The sequence below is a fragment of the Glutamicibacter protophormiae genome (genome assembly GCF_014647495.1).
Classification (GTDB): domain Bacteria; phylum Actinomycetota; class Actinomycetes; order Actinomycetales; family Micrococcaceae; genus Glutamicibacter; species Glutamicibacter protophormiae.
This window is the reverse complement of the sequence record NZ_BMPH01000007.1, coordinates 109,211-132,671: the sequence shown is the minus strand read 5'-3', so window position 1 is coordinate 132,671 and position 23,461 is coordinate 109,211. Positions and strand designations below refer to the sequence as shown.

The window sequence follows — 23,461 nt, the reverse complement described above, 5'->3', positions numbered from 1 at the left end:
TCGAAGGGGCGGGCCGTGCCGCGTGGTGCTGGTTCTTCCGGTGCTGGAGGCCTACTGGCCGGTCAGCGGGGCCGCCGGAATGGCCAGGCCGATGAGCTCCGCCAGCCGCTCGCGGGTTTGGTTGGCGCCGAATGCCGGCTGCCCAGGCTGCAGCCGCACGCCCTCGGCCAACGGGCCGATCGGCAGCGGATCGAAGCCGAACGCCTCGATGATCCGGCCTGCCTGCTCCACATCCGCGGAACGGTCGCCGGCCAGCGCAATGGCCTTGCGCTGCGCGGCGCCGGCCGGTCGGGCCTCGTCCTCCAGGTCGTGGTAGCCCATGTGGTTGAAGGCCTTGACGAGCCGCGAGCCCGGCAGGAAGTCCTGGATCAGCACGGAAGTGGAAACCCCCGGGGTGTTCAGGTCCTCGCGGATCCCGTCGGTCTCCCACCAGTAGTTCATGGCGTCGATGACCAGCTTGCCCTCCAGCTGCGCGGCCGGGATGTTCCGGTACTTGCCCAGCGGCAGGGCGAGGATGACAATGTCGGCCTGGCCGGCGGCGGTGGCCGGGTCCACGGCGACCGCGCCCGGGGTCAGCACCTCGATGGTCAGGGCGATGGCGCCCGGGTCGCCGGATCCGGCGATGAGCACCTTGTAGCCTGCCGCCAGCGCGCGGCGGGCGAGCACGGTGCCGATCTTGCCGGCGCCGAGGATGCCGATGGTCTGCTGCTCCATGTTCTCTGCCTCCTGGCTGGTTAGCTGTTGATCTTGGCGGGCTGCTCGGCGAGCATGTCGCGCACTAGCGGGATGACCTTGGTGCCGAAGAGTTCCACGGCCCGCAGGCGGGCGCCGGCGTCCACGGCGCCGCCGGAATAAATCAGGTCGAAGCGGCCGATGTCCAGGCTCCGCAGGGTGGCGGCGATCTTGCGCGCCACGGTTTCCGGCGAGCCGATGTACAGCGACCCCTCCGCGGCCTCGTGCTCGAACTCGCTGCGGCTCATCGGGCTCCAGCCGCGCGAAGCGCCGATCCGGTCGCGCTGCTCCTTGTAGGCGTCGAACATCAGCTCGCGGGCCTGCTCGTCGGTGTCGGCCACGAAGCCGGGGGAGTGCAGGCCCACCGGCAGGGTCTCGTGGCCGAACTGGTCGTTGGCCCGGCGGTACAAGTCGACGTACGGGGCGAAGCGCTCCGGGGAGCCGCCGATGACTGCGAGCATCATGCGGAAGCCGTAGTGGGCCGTGCGGATCACCGACTGCGGCGAACCGCCTACGCCCACCCAGGTCTTCAGGCGCCCGGATTCGGTCTTCGGGAAGACCTCCACGTTCTGCAGCGGGGCGCGTTGGGTGCCGTTCCAGGTCACCGGCTTCTCGCCCAGCAGCTCGTGGAACAGGTTGATCTTCTCCTCGAAGAGGACCTCGTAATCGGCCATGTCGTAGCCGAAAAGCGGGAAGGACTCGGTGAACGAACCGCGGCCCAGCATGACCTCGGCGCGCCCGTTGGACAGGGCGTCGACCGTGGCGAAGCGCTGGAAGACGCGCACCGGATCGTCGCTGGACAGCACCGTGACCCCGGAGCTGAGGCGGATGTTCTCGGTGGCGGTCGCGATGCCTGCCAGCACGGTTTCGGGGCTGGAGATGGCGTACTCCGGGCGGTGGTGCTCGCCCACGGCGATCACGTCCACGCCAGCCTGGTCTGCGACCACGGCTTCCTGCACCGTGGCGCGGATGGCCTGGGCCTGCGTTACCAGCTCGCCCGACGGGCCGCTGGGCACGTCGCCGAAGGTGTCGATGCCGAATTCGATGTTTTCGATGGCGTTCATCTGCAGTCCCCGTTTCCGAAATAAGTTGATGCCTCAATCATGCATCAAACTTGTTGACGTGTCAACTATAGGGTTGGGTGGGGTCCCCGCGCGGCGGAAACGAGCAACGGCGGCCGGGGGAAAATGAGCCCGGGCGGCAACCGGCGCCTGCAACTGAGACAAGAATGCAATGCCTCTGTGCTGGAATGCCATTAACGGGAGCCACTACGGTTAAGGGACTGTTCGTGCAGGCCTAGCAAGGAGGAGATCATGCGACCTCAACGGATGTCCCGACTGCCGATAGCGCTCGGCCTCGGAATGCTTTTCCTGGCCACCGGTTGCAGCGGCGGTGATGGAGATGGCCCGAACGACAGCACCGCCCCTGCGGCGCAAACTCCCAGCTCCGCGGAATCGGATCAGGCGAGCCCGACCGGCAGTTCAGCACCCAGCGCTCCTAGCTCGGTCGCGGCAACGACGGCGGCGTTGACTCTGTTTTATGTTGCGGTGGGCGATGCCGGCCAGTCAGGGCCTGAAATCGGCTGTGGCGACTCGCTGGTCGCTACTCAGACCGGGCCGGAAGAATTCACGAACCAGGTCGAGGCCTCTATGGCGGCGCTGCTCGCCGACGACAACGAGGAACTCGGCGGCTCGGGGCTGCGCAACGCCTTGGCTGCTTCGGATTTGGAGTACGTCACGTCCTTGGTGGACGGGGATGTGGTGACCGTTGAGTTGGAAGGAACCGTCAGTTCCGGCGGTACCTGCGATGACCCGCGGATCATCGAGCAGCTCAAGTACACGGCGATGACCGCGGCTGGTACCGGGGAAGCCGAAATCTTGGTGGAGGGCGAAAAGATCGAAGAAGTGCTCAGCTCCAAGTAGCCGGTTGCGGCTGAGGAATGGCTCGGGGTAGCCCGAGCGTTCCTGGCGCTGTGGGGATTGCGGTTCCGCGGGAGGCGCCGGGCCAGGTTTACGGCGCCTTGCGACAGGTGCTGGACGCATCCGGTACGGGCTTGATGCCCAAAGCTACCGAGTGCCTGGCCCGCGTCTGGCCTCGCGTTCGTGCCCGGCAAGGAAAACGGCGGCCGCTCCCGTAGTGGGAGCGGCCGCCGTTGCGGGCAGTACGGTCGGGTTTAGCCGAAGTACTTGACCATGGTGCCTTCATGGGCTTCACGCAGCTCGTCCACCGAAACGGTGAACTCGCCCTGGACCTCCAGAGCGCCGGACTGCGCGTCGACGACACCCAAGCGGGCCACGGTGACGCCGCGGGCGCTGGTCATGTCGTTGAAGCGGACCTCTTCGCTGCGCGGCACGGCCACGATGGCGCGGGCCTGTGACTCGGAGAACAGCGCGGTGAACGAATCGATGCCGTCGCGGGCCTTGATCTCGTCCAGGGCCACACGGGCGCCGACGCCGTAGCGCAGCACCATTTCCGACAGCGCGGCGGCCAGGCCGCCCTCCGACAGGTCGTGGGCCGAGTCGATCATGCCGTCGCGGCTGGCGTTGATCAGGATCGCGCCCAGCGCCTTCTCCGCGCCCAGGTCGACCTTCGGCGGCAGGCCGCCCAGGTGGCCGCGCAGGTTGGCGAACTCGGAGCCGTCCAGCTCATCGGCGGTGGTGCCGATCAGGTAGATGGCCTGGCCGTCGGCCTCTTCGCGCCAGCCCGACGGGGTGCGGCGGGCGACGTCGTCCAGCTTGCCCAGGGTCGCAACCACCGGGGTCGGGTGGATGGCCTTGTCGCCGGTCTGGTTGTACAGCGAGACGTTGCCGCCGGTGACCGGGACGCCCAGTTCCATGCAGGCGTCCGACAGGCCGCGGATGCCCTCGGCCAGCTGCCACATGACGTCCGGATCCTCGGGGGAGCCGTAGTTCAGGCAGTCGGAGACGGCCGCTGGAATGGCGCCGGAGGTGGCGACGTTGCGGTAGGACTCGGCCAGGGCCAGCTGGGCGCCGGCATACGGATCCAGGTAGGCGTAGCGGCCGTTGGCGTCGGTGGCGATGGCCACGCCCAGGCCGGTTTCCTCGTCGATGCGGACCACGCCGGCGTCATCCGGGGCGGCCAGGGCGGTGTTGCCGCCCACGTAGCGGTCGTACTGGCGGGTGATCCAGGACTTGTCGCACATGTTCGGGCTGGCGATCAGCTCCAGCACGGCGGCCTTGAGCTGGTCGCCGGACTCTGGAAGGTTCTTCCCGGCCTCCGAGGCGCGGAAGGTGTCGGCCTGCAGCGCATCCTGCCAGTCCGGGCGGGCGTACGGGCGGTCGTATTCCGGGCCGTCCACTGCCACGGTGCTCGGGTCCACGTCGACGATGACCTCGCCGTTCCAGGTGATGGTCAGGCGGTTGTCGTCGGTGACCTCGCCCAGCCAGGAGTACTCGACGTTCCACTTGGCCATGACGGCTTCGAAGGCTTCCACGTTGTCCGGGGAAACCACGGCCATCATGCGTTCCTGCGACTCGGACATCAGGATCTCGCCCGGGGTCAGGGTGGAGTCGCGCAGCAGCACGTTGGTCAGCTCGACGTTCATGCCGCCGTCGCCGTTGGCCGCCAGCTCGGAGGTGGCGCAGGAGATGCCCGCGGCGCCCAGATCCTGGATGCCCTCGACCAGCGAGGCCTTGAACAGCTCCAGGCAGCACTCGATGAGCACCTTCTCGGCGAACGGGTCGCCGACCTGCACGGCAGGGCGCTTGGAGGGCTTGGTGTCGTCGAAGGACTCCGAGGCCAGCACCGAGGCGCCGCCGATGCCGTCGCCGCCGGTGCGCGCACCGAAGAGCACGACCTTGTTGCCCACGCCGGAGGCGTTGGCCAGGCGCAGGTCCTCATGGCGCAGCGCGCCCACGGCCAGCGCGTTGACCAGCGGGTTGCCCTGGTAGATCGGGTCGAACACGGTTTCGCCGCCGATGTTCGGCAGGCCCAGCGAGTTGCCGTAGCCGCCGATGCCGGAGACCACGCCGTGCACCACGCGCTGCGAGTCCTCGTGGTCGATCGCGCCGAAGCGCAGCGGATCCATCACGGCGATCGGGCGGGCGCCCATGGAGATGATGTCGCGCACGATGCCGCCGATGCCGGTCGCGGCGCCCTGGTAGGGCTCCACGTAGGACGGGGAGTTGTGCGATTCGATCTTGAAGGTCACGGCCCAGCCGTCGCCCAGGTTGGTGACACCGGCGTTTTCGCCCATGCCGACCATCAGGTCCTTCTTCATCTCTTCGGTGACCTTCTGGCCGAACTGGCGCAGGTGGGTCTTGGTGGACTTGTAGGAGCAGTGCTCGGACCACATGACCGAGTACATCGCCAGCTCCGCCGCGGTCGGGCGGCGGCCCAGGATCTTGACGATCTCGGCGAATTCGTTGTCCTTCAGGCCCAGCTCGGCCCACGGCAGCTCGACGTCCGGGGTCGATGCCGCGTTATCGACGGTGTCGATGTTGAATGCTTGAGTCTGCTCGCTCACTTCTTGCCTCCGACGAGGTGGGTCAAAACACTGGTGAAGAACGTCAGGCCGTCGGTGCCGCGGGCATCCGGGCCGAATCCGGCCTCGATGGCGTGCTCCGGGTGCGGCATGAGGCCCACGACGTTGCCCGCCGCATTGCTGATGCCGGCGATCGAGCGGCGCGAGCCGTTAGGGTTCCAGCCCACGTAGGAGAATGCCACGCGGCCTTCGGCCTCGAGCATGTCCAGGGTCTTCTCGTCGGCCACGTACTGGCCGTCCTGGTTCTTCAGCACGATGGTGATCTCCTGGCCGGCGGTGTAGCCGTTGGTCCAGGCGGTCTGGTCGTTCTCCACGCGCAGCACCTGGTCGCGGCAGATGAACTTCAGGTGGTCGTTCTTGATCATCGAACCGGGCAGCAGGTGCGACTCGGTCAGGATCTGGAAGCCGTTGCAGATGCCCAGCACGGGCAGCTTGGCGTCCGAGTTCGCCGCATCGATGATCTTGTCCATCATCGGGGCGAAGCGGGAGATCGCGCCTGCGCGCAGGTAGTCGCCGTAGGAGAAGCCGCCCGGGATCACCACGGCGTCGACGTCCTGCAGGTCGGTGTCTGCGTGCCACAGGGACACGGCCTGGGCGCCGGCGGCGCGCACTGCACGGGCTGCGTCGCGGTCGTCGAGGGTGCCCGGGAAGGTCACCACGCCGATGCGGGCGCCCGACAGTTCAGCGGTTGGCGTCGAGTAGTCGCCAATCAGAGGAAGTTCGGTGCTCATTAGTCCGCAACGACCTCGACGTTGACAACATCTTCGATGACCGGGTTGGACAGCAGGGTCTCGGCGGCCTCGCGGGCCTGGGCCAGGATCTGCTCGGTCACCTCGCCGTCCACGGTGAGTTCAAAGCGCTTGCCCTGACGGACGGCCTCGAAGGAGTTGAAGCCCAGGCGGGGCAGTGCTCCCGCAATGGCCTTACCCTGGGGGTCAAGGATTTCTGGCTTGAGCATGACATCTACAACGATGCGGGGCATCCGGCGTATCTCCTGTGCGCGAAGGGGTTAAATGCCACACGGAGACGTGCCGTCTCACACCAAGGGGATTTGGCGCTCCGCGAGCTTGCCTACCCAGTCTAGCGGGAATGTGACGGGGAAAACCTGCCGGTGCGGGCCCAGAACTGTTTCTCCTAGTTATTAGCCATGTGATTTTAGGCTCATGAAGGGGTTTTCGGGTGCCCCGCGTAAGCTGGACGGATGGAATTCCACGCCTCCAGTCCCTGTCCCTGCCGTGCGCTCGATGCCGAGAAGCCCGCCTACTCGCGGTGCTGCCAGCCGTTCCACGAGCACCGCGCCTCGGGCGAGGTGCTGCCGGACACCGCCGAGCAGCTGATGCGCTCGCGCTACAGCGCCTTCGTGTTGGGGCTCGCCGGGTACCTGCTGCTCTCCTGGCATGAAACCACCCGCCCGGCGGATCTGCAGCTGGACGGGGAACTGCACTGGGAAGGGCTGCAGATCGTGAAGACCCGTTCCGGAGGAGCCCAGGCCGTGCGCGGGGTCGTGGAGTTCATCGCGCACTATGCCCAGGACGGACAGCGCGGAAGCCAGCATGAGGTCAGCACGTTTGTGCGCGAGAACGGGGCCTGGTTCTACCTGGACGCGCTCTAGTAGCGGCTGGCGGCGACGAGCGTGTTCAGCATCTGCGTCTGCTGGCGTTCCTTGGCCAGCTCGAAGGCGTCCGATCCGGTCTGGTCCTTCAGCGCCGGATTCGCGCCGTGGGTCACCAGCAGGCGGGCAATGGTGATGGAGTTCGTGCTTCCCTGGCCCAGCACGATGGTTTCATGCAGCGCGGTCCAGCCCAGGTCGTTGACGTGATCGACGGGAATATCGGTCTTGAGCAGCGCCCGCACGGAACCCACCTGCCCGTTTTCCGCGGCCACCGACAGCGCGGTGCCGCCGACCCGGTTGGTGGAGTGGGTGTCGGCGCCGTTGTCCAGGAACTCGGCCAGCGTGCCGACCATGCCCGAGGCGCTGGCCCGCAGGAACGGCGACTCCTGGTAGTCGTCCTTGGCGTTCGGGTCCGCACCTGCATCCAGCAGCTGCTTGCAGATGGCGGCATTTCCCGCGATGACCGCGCGCATCAGCGGTGTGCGCCCGGAGGAATCCGCGGTGTCCAGGTCCGCTCCGCCCTTGACTGCCTTGCGCACCGCTTCCGGACTGCCGTCCTCGATCGCGCGATACAGCGCAGAGGTCGCCTTCGAGAAGCTGGCGCTGGTGGTGGGAAGGGCGCTGAGCGTCGCGCCGGCCGCCGCGCCGGAAGACAGCGGAGCAACGCTCGCCGTCGGGGGAGCCGGAGTCTTCGCGGCCTTGCTTCCAGGGGCAGCGGTGGGCTCGGCCGATGCGGTGTTTCCGGTGGATGGCTTCTTCGCTTCGTCCTGCGCCGCTGTCGCCTCCGGGCCCTGGGCGGTGGCGGCGGTGGTCTTCGCTGAGGGCGACGGGCTGGACTGGACGCTTTCGGCCTGCGGCGCCGCGGGCCCGCAGGCGGTGCAGGCGCCGATCGCGGCGGCCAGCGGAATGGCCATCAACACGATGCCACGACGGGTTGTGGTGAGTCCGGTACGAAGTGCCATCGTTCCTTTCGCGGTCCGCAAACCTCATTCGCCGCCGCAGCGCGGCGTTGAACACTGCTCGGTAACTGGTTGATCTGAAATTGAGCTTAGCCCTCGAAGCTGAAAATTTGCGGGCAATCCGCGTCGAGAACACTTGGCGTTCAACCCCAGGGTTCTTCGCTAAAATCGTAGGCACCATGGAATGCCTTTACTTCTCCGCCGATCGCTGCCGCTCCTGCACCCTGATGACGGTGCCCTACGAACTTCAGCTGCAATCGAAGGTGGAGCGCTGCCAGGAGCTGCTCTCCGACTTCGGGCAGCTGGCCTTCCTGCCCGCCCAGCCAAGCCCGGAACAGGGCTTCAGGAACAAGGCCAAGATGGTCATCTCCGGCACCACCGAGCATCCGACCATCGGCATCCTCGACGCCGATGGACACGGCGTCGACCTGCGAAATTGCGGCGTTATCGACCCCGCCCTGCGCGCCATGTTCCCGGTCGTCGAACGCTTCATCCACGAGCTGAAGCTGATCCCCTACGACGTCCCCCGGCGCAAGGGCGAACTGAAGCACGTGATCCTCACGCTCTCGGACACCGGGGCGATCATGGTCCGCTGGGTGCTGCGCACCAAGAAGCACTTCGTGGCCCTGCGCAACTCGCTGCCGCAGTTCGTGGAGAAGATGCCGCCCGGCTCGGTGGTGTCGGTGAATTTCCTGCCCGAGCACAAGGCGGTGCTCGAAGGCTCGGAGGAGATCATCCTCACGCGCCGCACCACACTGCAGTTCGAGCTCAACGGCATCCCCATGCACCTGCGCCCGCAGGGTTTCTTCCAGACCAACACCCACATCGCCGCCGCGCTCTACCGCCAGGCCCGCCAGTGGATCGACGACGTGAACCCGGAAAGCCTCTGGGACCTGTACAGCGGCGTGGGCGGTTTCGCCCTGCACTGCGCCGGCGAAGGCCGCACGGTGCACGGCATCGAGACCAGCGCCGAGGCCGTCGAGGCGGCCAGCACCAGCGCAGCCAGCCTGGGGCTGGACGGCGTCCAATTCATCGTCGGCGACGCCACCGAGTACGCGCTGGGCGCCGGATGGGCGCCGGACGCGGTCATCGTCAATCCGCCGCGCCGCGGCATCTCCGCCGAGCTGGCCGCCTGGCTGAACGCCTCGGACGTGGAGCACCTGATTTACTCCAGCTGCAACGCGCCATCGCTGGCCCGCGACCTCAAGCGCCTGGACAAGTTCACCCCGCAGCTGGCCCGCGTCATGGACATGTTCCCGCAGACCGAGCACTTCGAGGTCATCGTCAAGCTGCAGCGCAGCGCGGCTTGAGGTCCGGCTAGCGGTCCAGGGTCGCGGTGCGCCGGTCCAGGCGCCCCATGATCTCGTCCACCAGATGCGGGTCGACGTTCGGTTCGCGCCGCGCCTTGAGCAGCTCGGCGCGGGCCGCCTGCAGCGCGATGCCCTGGATCGCGTCCGCCTTGGCGATCACGGCACGGATCTGCGTGTACTTCTCGTCGGTGATCGCATCGTGCGGATCCGGGTCGGTGGCCAGGATGGTGTGCAGCGAGTTCATTCGCCGGCGCACCGCCTGCTGGTAGTTCTCCGGCAGCTCCTGCAGTTCCACGTTCTTCTTCAGCGCGGCGATGGCCACCGCCTCCGCCCGGCGGGCCAGCGCGCGCCGCGCCCGCTTGGTGTCCTGCTCGTTGCCGCGCAGCTTCAGCACGCGCATCAACGCCGGCAGGCTCAGCCCCGGAATGACCAGCGTCGTCAGCAGCACCGAGCACGCGGCGACCACCACGAAGTTGCGGCCCTCGATCGGGGCGCCGTCGGCGGTGACCTTGGGCAGCGCCAGCGCCAGCGCCAGTGTGGCCAGCCCGCGCATCCCGCACCAGGTGAGCACCAGCGTGTCCTTGGCTGCGGAGATCTTCGGGTTCTTGCGGTTGGGCAGGTAGTAGGAGGCGAACATCCACACGGCGCGCACGCCGATCACGACCACGCAGATCGCGATGATGCCCGGGATGAACCCCAGCAGGTTGCTGCCCTCCTCCTGGATCACCGAGTTCATCTCGATGCCCATCAGGCCGAAGGCCAGGCCGGTGGCCAGCATCTCCAGCACCTCCCAGAAGGCGTGGCGGGTCAGGCGCTCCTGCGAGTCCTGCGGGCGGTCGCGGCGCACCATCTCCAGTGCGGTCACCACCACCGCGATCACGCCGGAGACGTGCACTTCCTCTGCCATCATGTAGACCGCATAGGGCGCCACCAGGGTGGCCGCGCTGCGGGCCGCGAGGTTCGGAACGAAGCGGTTCAGCGCGCCGATCAGCCAGCCCATGGCCAGGCCCAGGACCACCGCGCCGGCCGCGCCCAGCAGGAACTGCGGAATGATGGACAGCCCGACCTCGGACTGGTTCACGGTGGCCTGCACCGCCAGCTGGAAGATCACGATGGCCATGGCGTCATTGAACAGGCCCTCGGTTTCCAGCAGCGAGGTCAGCCGCCGCGGCATCTTCACCTTGGTGGCGATCGCGTCCACCGCCACGGGGTCCGGCGGGGCGACCACCGCGCCGAGCGCCAGTGCCAGCGGCACCGAGGCGATCGGTGCGAAGGCCCAGGCCGCCGTCGCGACCAGTCCCGCAGTGACCACGACCAGGATCACCGCCAGCCGGATCAGCGCCTTCCAGCGGAACCTGAAGACGGACCAGCTGCTGCGCTGCGCCGTGGCGAACAGCAAGGGCGGCAGGAAGATCGGCAGGATCAGCTCCGGATCGATATGCATCTCCGGCATGAAGGGGAGGAAACCGGCCAGGGTCGCGAAAACCAGCATCAAGATGGGGTAGGGGAGCTTGATCCGCTCACCAATGCCCACGATCAAGATCGTGGCGAACAACAATGCGATGACCAGCAGGAAAAACTCCATAGTCTTCCTATTCTAATTGCTTGACCCGCAGGATCGGGGATATTACCGGTGGCCGAGCGCCCCATCGCCCAGCAGCGGCGCCGCGGCAGACCAGTCGTCGATGGCGCAGCCGTTGTGCCGGTCGAAGGACGCGCTCACCGCGCGGCCGGCCAGCATCCCGGTGACCTCGGCGGTATCCGGACCGCCGTAGATCTCGATGCAGACCCGGTTCTGGTCCGTCGACGGGGAGAGCGCCGAGGGGTCAGAGGCGAGCAGCGCGCAGGCCGCCTGCGCGGTGGGCAGCGTGCTGCCCTCGCCGACCTGCTCGCCCTGGCAGCGAAGCCGGTACTCATGGGACACCGTGGTGCCGTCATTGCGGACCACGATCTCCAGGTCCGTCGGGGAAGCCTCCGTTGTCGCCGGGGAACAGCCGGCCAGCGCCGTTCCGGCGGCGAGCGCCACGGCCGCAACCCGCAATCCGGAGACCCGGGCCGTCCGGCGTTTCAGCGTCTGCGCATCATCCATGGGCTCATTCTCCACGCCGGTCGCGGACTTTGCCAGAGCCGCGGCCGCGGGAATCCCGGCCTGCCGCTACTCGGGCAGCACCAGCGCACTGGCCACGTCCAGCAGCCGGGCGCGCAGCACCTCGGCCCGCTGCGCGAACTCCTTCTGGAGGCGCACGTACTCGGCCTTGCCTTCGGTCGTTTCGATGCGGATCGGATCGTGGCCCCAGTCGCCCAAGTCATAGGGGGAGGCCTGCATGTCCATGGTGCGGATGTCCCACGCCAGCTCGAAGCAGTCCATCACCAGGTCGCTGGGCACCGCGGGCGTCAGCTTGTACGCCCATTTGTACAGGTCCATGTTAGCGTGCAGGCAGCCGGGCTGTTCAAGGTCGCGCTGGGTTTCGCGGGTGGGCTGCAGCTCGTTGAGCGGCGCGGCCTGCGGGGTGTAGAAGCGGAACGCGTCGAAGTGCGTGCAGCGGATCCGGTGGGACTCGACGACCTCGTCCGTGCCGGCGGCGCCCAAGCGCAGCGGCAGGTACTCGTGGCGGATGCCGTTGGCCTCCGACTTGTACGCCATGGCCCACTCATGCAGGCCGAAGCAGGCGAAATTTCCCGGGCGCTGCGCGGTGCCGGAGAGGATGATGCGGGCGAACCTGATGGCCTCGGTGCGGGCTCGGCCGAAGGCCTCGGCGTCGAAGCCCCAGCCGGGTCCACCTTCGGTGTCCACCTGGCGGTAGAACTTCCAGTTCCCGCGTTGCGCGGCCTCGGGGCCGGAGAGCACTACGCCGTTCCCGGGATGCCAGCGGTAGAGCTGGCCGGGTTTCTGCGTGTAGTAGGTGAACAGGAAGTCCTCGATCGGGTGCTTGCGCCCCGTCATCCGCCGCGCCACGAAGGGTTCGCCGAAGGCGCGGGCGCGGCGCTCGTGCGCGGCCGCCCGGGCCAGCCAATCGGCCGGGGCGAGGACCTCAAGGGTTTGGGGCATGGCTCAATTATCCTGTCCCGCGCGCTGCAACTCCACCTTTGGTACTCCAGTTCACACCTGCGCGGCCGCCGGTTGATGTTGGCGGACAGGGCCCCAGGCGCGCATACTGCAAGGCAGCAAAACCGAAAACCCGGGAGGCCGCACGATGAATGAACCACTATGGGAGCCGCCGCCGGCGGGCACGGAGCAGCAGCACCTGTTCGGCATGCTGGACCGGCTGCGCGCGACCTTCCGCTACAAGGCCGACGGGTTGGGCATCGAGCAGCTGGATTTCCGGCTGGAATCCAGCGAACTGAGCCTGGGCGGGCTGCTGCAGCACTTGGCCGCCGTCGAGGACGAGAAGTTCACCTGGCTGATCGCCCGGCGCAAGCCTGAAACGCTGCTGGCGCTGAGTGCGGAGGGGGTCGACCAGTTCCAGCTCATCGGCACCGACCCTGCGGCGGCCTACCGGAGGTACGACCAGGCGGTGGCCGCGAGCCGCCGCATCCAGCAAGGGCTGCTGCAACCCGGGGCGCTGGACCAGCCCAGTGCGCTGGAATTCGACGGCGGCAAGGCAAGCGTCCGACGGCTGGTGTGCGACCTCATCGAGGAGTACGGCCGTCATGCAGGCCACGCGGATCTGCTGCGCGAAGCGATCGACGGGCGCGTCGGGGAGGATCCGCCGCGGGACTATCTGCCGCCGTGGTATCCCCGGACCTGAGCATGCAAGAACTTCGGCCCGTGTCCCGCCGGAGGGGCGGAGCACGGGCCGAGGACGAGGGCGGAACGGGGGACGGTCCGCTGGGCGCTTAGCCCATGGCGATCGCTCCGAACAGCACGCCGGAGACGAGCATGACCAGGCTGACCACCAGCGCACGCCACAGCACCTTCTTGTGGTGGTCGCCCAGGTCCACGCGGGCCAGGGACACCAGCAGCAGGATCGCCGGGACCAGCGGGGACTGCATGTGGACGGGCTGGCCGGTGATGGAAGCGCGGGCCATGTCCACCGCGGGGACTCCGAAGTGCGCGCCGGCCTCGGTGAGCACCGGCAGGATGCCGAAGTAGAACGCGTCGTTGCTCATGAAGAAGGTTGCCGGGATGGAGATCAGGCCGGTGATCACCGCCATGTACTGGCCCAGTGAATCCGGGATGATCGCCACCAGCCACTGGCTCATCGCGTCGACCATGCCGGTGCCGGAGAGCACGCCGGTGAGCACCGCGGCGCCGAGCACCATGGAGACCACCGCGATGATCTCGCTGGAGTGCGAGGAAATCATCTTCACCTGGTCTGAGACCTTCGGGAAGTTGACCACCAGCGCGATGGCGGTGCCGATCATGAACAGGTAGGACAGCGGCAGCACGTCGACGACCAGCAGCACCATGATGGCCACCGTCAGCGCCAGGTTGAAGAAGAACAGCTTCGGGCGCAGGGTCTCGCGGTTAGGGTCCAGCACGGTGCCGTCCAGCGTCGCGGCCTCGGTGCCGTTGCCCTTGGTGGCCACGGCTTCCAGCACGGCGATGGGGGAGCCGCCGGCCGACGCGCCGCCCGGAGTCCTGCGGCCCTTGCCGGAACCGCCTGCGCCGGCGGTCACATTGCCGCCGCCCAAGGAGGTGCCCCAGAGCTCGGGACGTTCGCGCTGCATGCGGCGGCGCTCGGCGATGCCCATCTGCCAGGCGAAGATGCCGATGACCACCAGGGCGATGCCCAGCGACGGGAGCATCGGGACGAACACGTCGGAGGCCTCGACACCCAGCGCCGCGGCGGCGCGGGCCGTCGGGCCGCCCCAGGGGACGATGTTCAAGGTGCCGTTGGTCAAGCCGGCCACGCAGGTGAGCACCACCGGGCTCAGGCCCAGCCGCTGGTAGATCGGCAGCAGCGCGGCAGTCACCACGATGAAGGTGGTGGAGCCGTCGCCGTCCAGCGAGATCACTGCGGTCAGCAGGGCGGTGCCCATGACGACCTTGGCCGGGTCGTTGCCGACCAGTTTCTGGATGCCCGCCACCAGGCGGTCGAAGAGCCCGACGTCGATCATCAGGCCGAAGTACATGATGGCGAACATCAGCAGCGCCGCGGTGCCGGACATTGACTTGATGGCGTCCATGATCATGTCGCCCAGGCCGAACCCGGCGCCGGCGAACAGGCCGAACGCGGTGGGGACTATGATCAGCGCCAGCAGCGGAGTCATGCGTTTGGTCATGATCAGCACCATGAAGGTGATGACCATGAGGAATCCGAGTGCAACAAGCATTGCCCCGACCTCCTTGGATCTGTGGTGCCACATCGGCGTGGCATCCGGTGGAATGAGGAATCCCCTTCAAGCTACGTGTCGGCGCTCACGTCGCGATGCTTGTGCTGATTACTGTCCCCTTTAGGTCATTGGAATCTTTTTGCTCATAAAACTCACCCGGGTGCGCTCCGGTGGATATGCTTGGTGCCATGCCTTCCTCCCGCACCGGAACCCGACACTTCGCCTCGCGCATCATGCGCTTGCAGTTCATCGTGGTGGGTTTCCTGATTGTGCTGGTTACCGCGGGCACGCTCTATGCCAGCTACAACCAGGTGTTCAACCGGGCCGAGGACCGCTCGCTGACCATCGCGCGCTCGGTGGCGGTCATGCCCTCGGTGGTCCGGGAGGTCGAGCGCTACGCGGCCCAGGATCGGCTTGATGTCCAGGCGTTGCGGACCGGACCGCTGCAGCAGCTGGCCGAGGCCATCGTGGCCCGCGGCGAAGCCTATTTCGTGGTGGTGACCGAGGACCGCGGGCTGCGGCTGAGCCATCCCAACCCGGCGGAAATCGGGCGCAAGGTGTCCACCGAGCCGGTGGCGCTGAGCGGCGTGGAGGATCTCTCGCGCGAGCACGGCACCCTGGGGGAATCGGTCCGCGCCAAGGTCCCGATATATTCCTCTTCCGGCATAGTCATAGGCGAGGTATCGGTTGGCGTGACCACCGATTCGCTGACCGGGGCGCTGGCGCAGTCCTTCAGCTGGATCGTGCTGTTCGCCCTGCTGGCTGCCGTGCTGGCGGTGCTCGCCGGTCGCTACACGGTGCGCAAGCTCAAGCGGCAGACCCTGGGACTGGAACCCTCTGAGATCGCGCAGCTGGTCCGCGACCAGCAGGCGGTGCTCTACGGAGTGACCGAAGGCGTCATGGGCATCGGCGTGGACCACCGGATCACGGTGCGCAACAAGGCGGCCCGCCAGCTGCTGGGCCTGCCTCACCGCACCGAGCTGAAGGACGTCGTCGGGCGCCACTACGCGTCGGCCGGGCTGGATGCGGCCCTGGTGCGCGCCATCCGCGAGCACGCCAAGGCGCCGCTGCGGCTGAATGCCAACGGGAATTCGCTGATCGCCCGGGTCACCGACGTGAACCGCGACGGCGTGGACCTGGGGCAGGTGGTGCTGATCCACGACGTGACCACCGTGGAGGCACTGGGCACCAAGCTTGACGCGGTGCAAGACATGGCCGATGCGCTGCGCGCCCAGCGCCACGAATTCGCCAACCGCATGCATGCGGTGCTGGGGCTGATCAACCTGGGCAAGATCGAGCAGGCCGAACAGTACCTGCAGGAGGTCATGGAGACCGGGCCGAAGATTGCCCAGGTCCCCGGGCTTGAGGCGGTGCGCGACGCCTACCTGTCCGCCTTCATCTCCGCGAAGGCGGTGCGCGCCCACGAGCAGGGCATCGAGCTGCGTGTCTCGCCGCAGTCGATGCTCTTCGGCCAGATCGCCTCCGCCCATGACGCGCAGGACGCCACCGCGGTGCTCGGCAACCTGCTGGACAACGCCTTCACCGCGGCGCTGCGCGGCGTCGGAGACCCCTGGGTGGAGGTGGACCTGCTCTCCGAGGGAACCACCTTGCACCTGGCCGTGGCGGATTCCGGCCCTGGCATCGCCGCCGGCCTGGACATCTTCGCGCCCGCGGTCTCCACCGGCTCCGCGCAGGGCGCGGAGCACGGCGCCGGGGTGGGGCTGCCGCTGATCCGCCGGCTGGCCCAGTCGCGCAGCGGGGACGTCTGGGTGGCCGACCCCGGAGGCGCCGAGGGCGGAGCCGTGCTCGCCGCCCGGCTGCCCGCGGTACTCGCCGAAACGCAGGCCCCCGCCGAAAATCCACGACCGGAAGGACCTCGCCCATGAGCGGCAAAACCACGGGAAACTATCGGGTGCTGATCGTCGACGACGACTTCCGCGTCGGCGCCCTGCACGCGGACATGGTCAACGCGCTGCCCGGATTCCAGGCGCTGGAACCGGTGCAGGATCCGCGGGTGGTGCCCAAGGTGGTCGCCGCGCAGAAACCGGATCTGGTCCTGCTGGATTTGTACCTGCCGCATGTCAGCGGCCTGGAGCTGCTGCCCGCGCTGGGCGTGGACGCAATCATGATCTCCGCCGCGACCGAACCGGAGAACATCTCCCAGGCGATTTCGCGCGGGGCGCTGTCCTTCATCATCAAGCCCTTCGGCGCCAAGACGCTGTCCTCCAAGCTCAAGGGCTGGGCCCGCTACCGACGTCAGCTGGAGGGCGCGGGGCAGCTGGACCAGCAGGGCATCGACCGGCTCTACAAGACGCTGCAAGGGGCCGATGACGCGCCGGCCGCCGGCGCGAGCGCGGCGCCCACCGAGCAGGCGGTGCTGGCTTGCGTGAAGCAGTCGGCCCGGCCGATGAGCGTCGCCGAGGTGGCCGAGGCCGTGGGCGTCGCGCGGGCCACGGCGCAGCGCTACCTTGCGGCGCTGGTCGCGAACGAGGCGCTGGAGCTGCAACTGGGCTACGGGACGCGCGGCCGCCCCGAGCACCGCTACCTCTCCCGCTAGGTAGCGTCCCAGAGGCGGCAGTAGAAGTCGATCTTGCGCGCGTCGGGCTCGATGCCGTACCCGGCATAGACCTCGGCTTCGACCCCGGCCCCGAAATTCCATTCGGTACTCCATGCGGCCACCGCCAGGTCGGCCCAGCGGTCGCCCACGCCCAGCTCGCCGAAATCCACGTGTCCGGTGACCTCGTACCCCGGTCCGACCAGGGTGTTCGGCGCGCAGGCATCCCCGTGGCAGACCACCAGGTCCTCCTCGGGCGCTTCGGCCAGGAATGCTGCGCGCAGTTCGTCCCCCAGCCATCCCGCACGGGTTTCCAGATCCCAGCGGAACGGGCAGCGCCCCACCGGCAGCGCTTCGTGCAGCCGGCGCAGCCCCCGGCCCAGTGCGCGGGCCGCCAGCCTCGGTTCGGCCTTGCCGAAATCGGAGACCAGATTCTGGCCGGGAAGCGCGGCGGTGACCATGAGCTGGCCGTCGTCGAATTCCTCCAGCGACAGCACCCGCGGCACCGCCAGGTAGTCCGCCGCCCAGCGCAGCCTTTCGGCCTCGAGGCGCAGATCGAGTTCATCGGCCGCGGTGCTCCGGGCCTCGCCGGAAGCGTCCGGGCGCGGGGACCACTTGGCGAAGCGCGGCGAAGGTCCTTCACCGAGCCGGTAGGTCACCCCGCCCGGGCCGTTGAGCCAGACTCCGTGGATCGGCTCGCCGCCGGCCGCCTGGAGCACGCGGGGCGGCACCGCCAGATCCGCGGGCGGGGGAGCTGCCAGGAAAAGGGGTTTGCTCATGCCCCAAGCATGACAGCGCCCCGGAGCGCGCCGCAAAGTCCGGGGTGTTAACGCCGCAGGCGGCCGGGCACCGAAGTGCCTGGCCGCCTGGCGGATCAAGTGGAAGGTTCGCCTAGCGGCCGGTGCCGCCGTACACGGTGGCTTCCACCTCGGTGTCCAGGTTGAACGCGGTGTGGATGGCGCGGACCGCGTCGTTGAGCTTGTCAGCATCGGTCACCACGGAGATGCGGATCTCGGAGGTGGAGATCATGTCCACGTTCACGCCGGCCTGGTGCAGGGCCTCGAAGAAGGTGAAGGAGACGCCCGGGTTCGAGCGCATGCCGGCGCCGATCAGCGACAGCTTGCCGACCTCGTCATTGTGCTCGATGTCCTCGAAGCCGATCTCGCCCTTGGCGGTGTTCAGCGCGTCCAGCACATGCTTGGTCTCGGTCATCGGCAGGGTGAAGGAGATGTCGGTCTTGCCCGAGCCGCGGGTCGAGATGTTCTGCACGATCATGTCGATGTTGGCCTGGGCCGCGGCGATCACGCCGAAGATCTGTGCTGCCTTGCCCGGGATGTCGGGGACGCCGATGACGGTGACCTTCGCCTCGGAATGGTCGTGGGCAACACCGGAGATGATTGGCTGTTCCAAGGGTTCTCCCTCTTGAATCTTGATCTTGTCGTTGGGGTCCGGGAGCACCCAGGTGCCCTCGTTGGTGCTGAAGGAGGAGCGCACATGCAGCGGCACTCCGAAGCGGCGCGCGTATTCCACGCAACGCAGGTGCAGGATCTTGGATCCGCTGGCCGCCATTTCCAGCATTTCCTCGCTGGTGATCTTCTCGATCTTGGTCGCGGACGGGACCACGCGCGGGTCGGCAGTGTAGATGCCGTCAACGTCGGTGTAGATCTCGCAGACGTCGGCGCCGAGCGCTGCGGCCAGCGCCACCGCGGTGGTGTCGGAGCCGCCGCGGCCCATCGTGGTGATGTTCTTGGATTCCTTGCTCATGCCCTGGAAGCCGGCGACGATGGCGATGAAGCCGCGGTCGATGGCGCGGCGCACGCGCTGCGGCGAGACCTCCATGATGCGGGCCTTGCCGTGGGTCGAGTCGGTGATCAGGCCGGCCTGGGAGCCGGTGAAGGAAGCGGCGCGTTCGCCGAACTGGTCGATCGCCATGGCCAGCAGGGACATGGAGATGCGTTCACCTGCGGACAGGAGCATGTCCATCTCGCGGGCGGGAGCCTCGTCGGTCAGCTGGCCGGCAAGGTCCAGCAGGTCGTCGGTGGTGTCGCCCATGGCGGAAACCACCACAACCACCTCGTGGCCCTGGTTCTTGGTGTCAATAATTCGGCGCGCGACGCGTTTGATGCCTTCGGCATCCGATACGGACGAACCGCCAAACTTTTGCACAATTAGGCCCATGGGCACTCACTCCACCTGTTGAAAGCTGTGGCTCGCGCGCCTCCCGAAGCGCCGCCGACACCGTGGTTGGCGGGTACAGGATCATGCCGCGCGAGACATCTACCAGATAAATATTGTGACAGCTTCGCTCGATCATGACCTACTTGTGACGTTAACGGTTGGTCATATTGCCTAGAGAGCGCCGGTGAATGTGCCTATTATCGCGCCTTATTCCTTGGTGCGAGCCAAAATTTGTCGCCAAAAGGACTTCCACTCCGACACCATCTCTGGACTCCCAGCCTTAGTAACGTTTACGGCAACGACGGCTTTTTCGCCCTTGAGACCAATGTCCACCTGGGTCTTGGTGCCGTCGCTGAAGCTCGCGCGCCAATAGCGCCAGCGTTCGCTGGAACTGATCGCGGGGTCCGCGGTCAGCGTCTGCCCGTTGAATTCCGCCAGGCCGGACACCGCCCGCAGCCAGCGCTCCAGAGCGCCGTCCAGCGTCGTCGGAAGCGTCGCGGTGGTCGATCCCTGGAATGTTCCATCCTGGGCCTGACCGGGAAGGCGGCGGCCGATTTCCTGTTCGAAGGCTACCGCGACACCCTGCGCCCACCACTGGGGGTTCGCCAGGTCCCGGGGCATGAGTGCGGCGGCCAGCCGGGCAATCTGCTGGTGGGCCAGTTCGGCGGCCGAAGCCTCGTGCAGGGCCTTCGTCCATTGGCTCCACGGCCGTCCGGTCGCATTGGCGATTGCCTCGGTGTTGCTGCTTCGTGTTGACATGCTTGAAATCTAGCCTGAATGCACCGTGCCATCCAGTTGGGGAAGTGCTATTTCTTGCGGTAGGCGCGCACGATGGAGCGTGCCAGTGCCAGGCGTTCGTTTTCCGGGACATCCAGTGTTCGGGCGAGCAGCTCCACCTGTTCCCCGTAGGGAAGGCAGTCTGCATCGATCGCGTCCAGCATGCCGGCCCATTCGCCCCAGGAAGTTCCCGTGGCGGCTTCGATTTTCGTTTGCGAATCCATAAAACGACGATAGCCGCGGACTCCGACAGTTTGGCGAAGCCCGCGGCAGCCTTGGCGGCGCCCGCAAGCTAGGGGCAGGCGATGTCCAAGTTCAGGCGGCCGATCAATGAAGTCAGCGCGCCAAGATCGCCATCGCTCCACTGCTCCATCCGCGCCCTGAGATCCATTCGCCAGCTGTGCAGCCACTCGCGCCACCGGGTTACCGCCAGATCGGTGGGCAGCAGCTGCGAGACCCGGCGATCCTCCGGGTCCACTTCGCGGGTGACTAGGCCGAGTTCCTCGAGCTTGGCGACCATGCGCGAGAGCGCCGCCTTGTCGATCAGAAGCCGGTCGCAGATCTCGGACTGCGAGATGCGCTTGGAGCGCATGATCAGCCCGAGCACTGGCAGCGCGGCCGGGGTCAGCCGGTGCTCCATGCGCGCGGCGACCTCCCGCTTGGTGCGGGAAATCACCGCAACGAAGTCCAGCAGCTGCTGCTCGGCGGCTTCGTAGAGCTCGGCACGCTCGGTGCCCCTGGTTGCGGCCTCGTTGCTCGCGGTTTCCATGGCGCTCCCTACGCCCCGGCGGGGGAGCCGGGCTTCTTCTCGTTGTCGCCTTCATGGATGGCCGGAGCCTCGGTGAGCACGGTGCCTTCGGCGCGCCGCACCTCAAGGCCTTCGGAGTTTTCCACGACGGGAGCCGGAGCCGGGGCCTGGCCCTCGCCTTCCTGGTGGCGTTCAACGGCGGTCTGCGTGCGCAGCTTCTGGTTCGGCAGCAGGCACACTGCCACGACGGTGATCAGCGAGATCGGGGCAGCCACCGCGAACAGCGCCGCGACGCCGTCGCCGTAGACGGATTCGAAGATCACGCGCACCGGCTCGGGCAGCGTGGAGATGGTCGGCAGGCTGCCGGAGGCCAGCTGCGCGGAGACCTCTGCGGCCTTGTCGCCCAGTGCGGCCATCGCCTTGGCCAGGTCCGACTGCCGGTCGGCGATCATGTTCGGAATGTTGATCGCCAGCAGGGCGCCGAGTCCGGCGGTGCCGGCGGTGCCGCCCAGGGTGCGGAAGAAGTTCACGGCTGAGGAAGCCACTCCGAGTTCCTTGACGGGAACGGCGTTCTGCACCACCAGGACCATGTTCTGCATGACCAGGCCGACGCCGGCGCCCAGGATGAACATGTACACGCCCACCAGGACGAAGTCGGTGTCGTAGTGGATGGTTCCCAGCAGGAACAGGCCGATGACCTGCAGGATCGAGCCGGTGACCACGAAGGCCTTCCACTTGCCGAAGCGTGTGATCAGCGCGCCGGCAATGGTGGAGATCACCAGCAGGCCTGCCATCATCGGGAAGGTCATCAAGCCGGCCTGGGTGGCGGTCGCGCCGCGGGCCATGATCATGTACTGGCTGAGGAACACCGAGGTGCCGAACATCGAGACGCCGACGGCCAGCGAAGCGATGACCGCGAAGGTGAAGGTGCGGTTCTTGAACAGCTGCAGGTTCAGCAGCGGTTCGGGCGCCTTGAACTCGGTGAGCACGAACAGTGACAGCAGGGCCACGGAACCGCCGACCATCAGGTAGCTGGTGGAGGAATTCCAGTCGAACTGCGAACCGCCCATGGACAGCCAGATCAGCAGCAGGGCTACACCCGAGGACAGCAGCATGATGCCCAGATAGTCGATCGTGACCTTGCGCTTGGCTAAGGCCGGAAGGTGCAGGGTGCGCTGGATCAGCAGGATCGCGACCACGGCGAACGGCAGCGCCACGAAAAAGTTCCAGCGCCAGTTGATGGTGTCGGTGATGAAACCGCCGATCAGCGGTCCGCCTACGGTGCCCACGGCCATGACGGCGCCGAACAGGCCCATGTACTTGCCGCGTTCACGCGGGGAGAGGATGTCGGCCATGACGATCTGGCTCAGCGCGCCCATGCCGCCGCCGGCCAAGCCCTGGACGACGCGCATGGCGATCAGGAATTCGGTGTTCTGCGCGAAGCCCGCGGCGGCCGAGGCCAGCACGAACATGGCCAGTGCCAGCTGCAGCAGCAGCTTGCGGTTGCCGAGGTCTGCGAGCTTTCCCCAGATCGGGGTGGAGATGGTGGTCGCCAGCAGCGTGGCGGTGACGACCCACGTGAAGGCGGTCTGGCCGCCGTCCAGATCGGAAACGATCACAGGTAGGGAACTGGAAACGACGGTGCCAGCCAGGATGGAGACAAACATGCCCATCAGCAGGCCCGTCAGGGCCTGCATGATTTCACGGTGGCTCATCTTGGGCTGTGCGACCGGTGCGGTTGCGGTCATTAGCGCTCCAAAGAAGAAAGAAGAAGGTTGATTCCAGTCAACTATAAATGATTAGTTGACGATCATCAACCATATGTGCGGTGCTCCACAAAAGGGCTGCGTCGGGAATAAAAAACACCCCGCCGGCAGCGCGTTGGGCGTGGTCGGCGAGGTGGGATTCTGCGGATATTCCGTGATCAGCGGGTCGCGCTGCGGTGGTCGTCCATTTCCGGAACGACGAATCGCTGCTGGGTTTGCGCATCAACCGGATGGTCGGACGTCGACTCCCCGGCCTCGGGCTTGCCGCGTGCGGGGACTTCGGTCCGGGGCTCGGGAGCCGGCAACTGCGGTGCAACCTGCGGGGCCGCCGCCCGTCCTGCAACCCGGCGTCCCTCGAAGGCGCGCGCCAAGGTGACCTCGTCGGCGTACTCCAAATCGCCGCCCACCGGAAGCCCGGAGGCCAGGCGGGTGATCTTGATGCCCAGCGGAGCCAACGCGCGCACCAGATACACCGCGGTGGCCTCGCCCTCGAGATTCGGATCCGTGGCCAGGATCAGCTCGGTGATCGAGTCGTCGGCCAGGCGGGTGACCAGCTCGCGGATGTGCAACTGCTCGGGGCCAACCCCGGCCAGTGGATTGATGGATCCGCCCAGCACATGGTAGCGACCGCCGAAGGCCCGGGTGCGTTCGATCGCCAGGACGTCCTTGGACTCCTCGACGATGCAGATCATCGAGCCTTCACGCCGCTCATCGCGGCAGATCGCGCAGGTGTCCTGCTCCGAGATGTTGAAGCAGATCTCGCAGAACTTCACCTTCTCCTTGACCAACTGGATCGAAGCGGCCAGGCGGGTCATGTCTTCGGCATCGGCATCGAGGATGTGGAAAGCGATGCGCTGCGCCGATTTCGGGCCGATGCCAGGCAGCCGACCGAGCTCATCGATCAGTTCCTGTACAGCACCTTCGTACACGTGCGCCTTCTTTCGTCGCTTGCAGGATTATGTCTTGCGCGGCCCGAAGGCCAGCTGCGGGGAGCTCTGCGCACCCCGCCAACATACACACTAGTGTCTCACTCCGACACTCTGT

At 67.1% G+C, this 23,461-nt stretch carries 22 protein-coding genes and 1 pseudogene; 6 read left to right on the top strand and 17 right to left on the bottom strand.

The window, feature by feature from the left end; all coding sequences use genetic code 11:
* Positions 1 to 51: 51 nt before the first annotated feature.
* On the bottom strand, positions 52 to 714 hold the full coding sequence (locus tag IEY43_RS10135) for an NADPH-dependent F420 reductase (protein WP_188948477.1): 663 nt from the start codon (positions 712 to 714) through the stop codon (positions 52 to 54).
* Between the two features lie 20 nt (positions 715 to 734).
* The gene (locus tag IEY43_RS10130; protein WP_188948476.1) at positions 735 to 1,796 is read right to left on the bottom strand and encodes an LLM class flavin-dependent oxidoreductase; all 1,062 of its coding nucleotides are present in this window, start codon (positions 1,794 to 1,796) and stop codon (positions 735 to 737) included.
* Between the two features lie 462 nt (positions 1,797 to 2,258).
* Between IEY43_RS10130 and IEY43_RS10125 the strand changes: the two genes are divergently transcribed.
* Positions 2,259 to 2,654, top strand: coding sequence for a GerMN domain-containing protein (locus IEY43_RS10125; protein WP_229777351.1), 396 nt, complete (start codon positions 2,259 to 2,261; stop codon positions 2,652 to 2,654).
* A gap of 251 nt (positions 2,655 to 2,905) precedes the next feature.
* On the opposite strand, the gene purL is transcribed toward IEY43_RS10125, so the two are convergent.
* The 3 genes from purL to purS are packed head-to-tail and all read right to left on the bottom strand — an operon-like array spanning position 2,906 to position 6,218.
* Complete coding sequence (gene purL / locus IEY43_RS10120) at positions 2,906 to 5,218, bottom strand: phosphoribosylformylglycinamidine synthase subunit PurL (protein ID WP_188948475.1); 2,313 nt, start codon at positions 5,216 to 5,218, stop codon at positions 2,906 to 2,908.
* A complete protein-coding gene (gene purQ, locus IEY43_RS10115) occupies positions 5,215 to 5,967 on the bottom strand; it encodes a phosphoribosylformylglycinamidine synthase subunit PurQ (RefSeq protein ID WP_188948474.1) in 753 nt (250 codons plus the stop codon). Before purQ ends, purL begins: the two co-directional genes overlap by 4 nt.
* Entirely contained in the window at positions 5,967 to 6,218 is a 252-nt protein-coding gene (gene purS, locus IEY43_RS10110) for a phosphoribosylformylglycinamidine synthase subunit PurS (RefSeq protein WP_188948473.1), read from the bottom strand. Before purS ends, purQ begins: the two co-directional genes overlap by 1 nt.
* A gap of 219 nt (positions 6,219 to 6,437) precedes the next feature.
* On the opposite strand from purS, the gene IEY43_RS10105 reads away from it, so the two are divergent.
* On the top strand, positions 6,438 to 6,848 hold the full coding sequence (locus IEY43_RS10105) for a YchJ family protein (protein WP_188948472.1): 411 nt from the start codon (positions 6,438 to 6,440) through the stop codon (positions 6,846 to 6,848).
* On the opposite strand, the gene IEY43_RS10100 is transcribed toward IEY43_RS10105, so the two are convergent.
* A complete protein-coding gene (locus IEY43_RS10100) occupies positions 6,845 to 7,810 on the bottom strand; it encodes an ankyrin repeat domain-containing protein (protein WP_188948471.1) in 966 nt (321 codons plus the stop codon). The genes IEY43_RS10105 and IEY43_RS10100 overlap by 4 nt on opposite strands.
* A gap of 176 nt (positions 7,811 to 7,986) precedes the next feature.
* On the opposite strand from IEY43_RS10100, the gene IEY43_RS10095 reads away from it, so the two are divergent.
* Entirely contained in the window at positions 7,987 to 9,117 is a 1,131-nt protein-coding gene (locus IEY43_RS10095; protein WP_188948470.1) for a methyltransferase domain-containing protein, read from the top strand.
* A 7-nt stretch (positions 9,118 to 9,124) separates the two neighbouring features.
* Here IEY43_RS10095 and IEY43_RS10090 read toward each other — a convergent pair whose 3' ends face one another.
* The 3 genes from IEY43_RS10090 to IEY43_RS10080 all read right to left on the bottom strand — a co-directional run bounded on the left by IEY43_RS10090 (position 9,125) and on the right by IEY43_RS10080 (position 12,166).
* Positions 9,125 to 10,702 (bottom strand): cation:proton antiporter, encoded by a 1,578-nt coding sequence (locus tag IEY43_RS10090; RefSeq protein ID WP_188948469.1) that lies wholly within the window; start codon positions 10,700 to 10,702, stop codon positions 9,125 to 9,127.
* A gap of 42 nt (positions 10,703 to 10,744) precedes the next feature.
* Entirely contained in the window at positions 10,745 to 11,206 is a 462-nt protein-coding gene (locus IEY43_RS10085; protein ID WP_188948468.1) for a hypothetical protein, read from the bottom strand.
* A 66-nt stretch (positions 11,207 to 11,272) separates the two neighbouring features.
* The gene (locus IEY43_RS10080) at positions 11,273 to 12,166 is read right to left on the bottom strand and encodes a 3-methyladenine DNA glycosylase (protein ID WP_188948467.1); all 894 of its coding nucleotides are present in this window, start codon (positions 12,164 to 12,166) and stop codon (positions 11,273 to 11,275) included.
* Positions 12,167 to 12,311: 145 nt separating this feature from the next.
* On the opposite strand from IEY43_RS10080, the gene IEY43_RS10075 reads away from it, so the two are divergent.
* A complete protein-coding gene (locus IEY43_RS10075; RefSeq protein WP_188948466.1) occupies positions 12,312 to 12,866 on the top strand; it encodes a mycothiol transferase in 555 nt (184 codons plus the stop codon).
* An 88-nt stretch (positions 12,867 to 12,954) separates the two neighbouring features.
* Here IEY43_RS10075 and IEY43_RS10070 read toward each other — a convergent pair whose 3' ends face one another.
* Positions 12,955 to 14,394: a CitMHS family transporter gene (locus tag IEY43_RS10070; RefSeq protein WP_188948465.1), complete on the bottom strand. Its 1,440-nt coding sequence runs from the start codon at positions 14,392 to 14,394 to the stop codon at positions 12,955 to 12,957.
* Positions 14,395 to 14,582: 188 nt separating this feature from the next.
* Here IEY43_RS10070 and IEY43_RS10065 point away from each other — a divergent pair, with 188 nt between their 5' ends.
* The gene (locus tag IEY43_RS10065) at positions 14,583 to 16,280 is read left to right on the top strand and encodes a sensor histidine kinase (RefSeq protein WP_188948464.1); all 1,698 of its coding nucleotides are present in this window, start codon (positions 14,583 to 14,585) and stop codon (positions 16,278 to 16,280) included.
* Complete coding sequence (locus IEY43_RS10060; RefSeq protein WP_188948463.1) at positions 16,277 to 16,951, top strand: response regulator; 675 nt, start codon at positions 16,277 to 16,279, stop codon at positions 16,949 to 16,951. Before IEY43_RS10065 ends, IEY43_RS10060 begins: the two co-directional genes overlap by 4 nt.
* On the opposite strand, the gene IEY43_RS10055 is transcribed toward IEY43_RS10060, so the two are convergent.
* The 7 genes and pseudogenes from IEY43_RS10055 to recR all read right to left on the bottom strand — a co-directional run.
* Positions 16,948 to 17,727, bottom strand: a complete 780-nt coding sequence (locus IEY43_RS10055) for an aminoglycoside 3'-phosphotransferase (RefSeq protein ID WP_188948462.1) — start codon at positions 17,725 to 17,727, stop codon at positions 16,948 to 16,950. The genes IEY43_RS10060 and IEY43_RS10055 overlap by 4 nt on opposite strands.
* A 112-nt stretch (positions 17,728 to 17,839) precedes the next feature.
* Positions 17,840 to 19,126: an aspartate kinase gene (locus tag IEY43_RS10050; protein WP_188948461.1), complete on the bottom strand. Its 1,287-nt coding sequence runs from the start codon at positions 19,124 to 19,126 to the stop codon at positions 17,840 to 17,842.
* A gap of 207 nt (positions 19,127 to 19,333) precedes the next feature.
* Positions 19,334 to 19,885 (bottom strand): hypothetical protein, encoded by a 552-nt coding sequence (locus IEY43_RS10045; protein ID WP_188948460.1) that lies wholly within the window; start codon positions 19,883 to 19,885, stop codon positions 19,334 to 19,336.
* A gap of 47 nt (positions 19,886 to 19,932) precedes the next feature.
* Complete coding sequence (locus tag IEY43_RS10040; RefSeq protein WP_188948459.1) at positions 19,933 to 20,127, bottom strand: hypothetical protein; 195 nt, start codon at positions 20,125 to 20,127, stop codon at positions 19,933 to 19,935.
* Positions 20,128 to 20,195: 68 nt separating this feature from the next.
* Complete coding sequence (locus IEY43_RS10035) at positions 20,196 to 20,672, bottom strand: MarR family winged helix-turn-helix transcriptional regulator (RefSeq protein WP_188948458.1); 477 nt, start codon at positions 20,670 to 20,672, stop codon at positions 20,196 to 20,198.
* Between the two features lie 8 nt (positions 20,673 to 20,680).
* Complete coding sequence (locus IEY43_RS10030; protein WP_229777350.1) at positions 20,681 to 22,399, bottom strand: DHA2 family efflux MFS transporter permease subunit; 1,719 nt, start codon at positions 22,397 to 22,399, stop codon at positions 20,681 to 20,683.
* 356 nt (positions 22,400 to 22,755) lie between these two features.
* A pseudogene (gene recR, locus IEY43_RS10025) lies at positions 22,756 to 23,346 on the bottom strand (recombination mediator RecR); the annotation flags it as partial.
* Between the last annotated feature and the right edge of the window lie 115 nt (positions 23,347 to 23,461).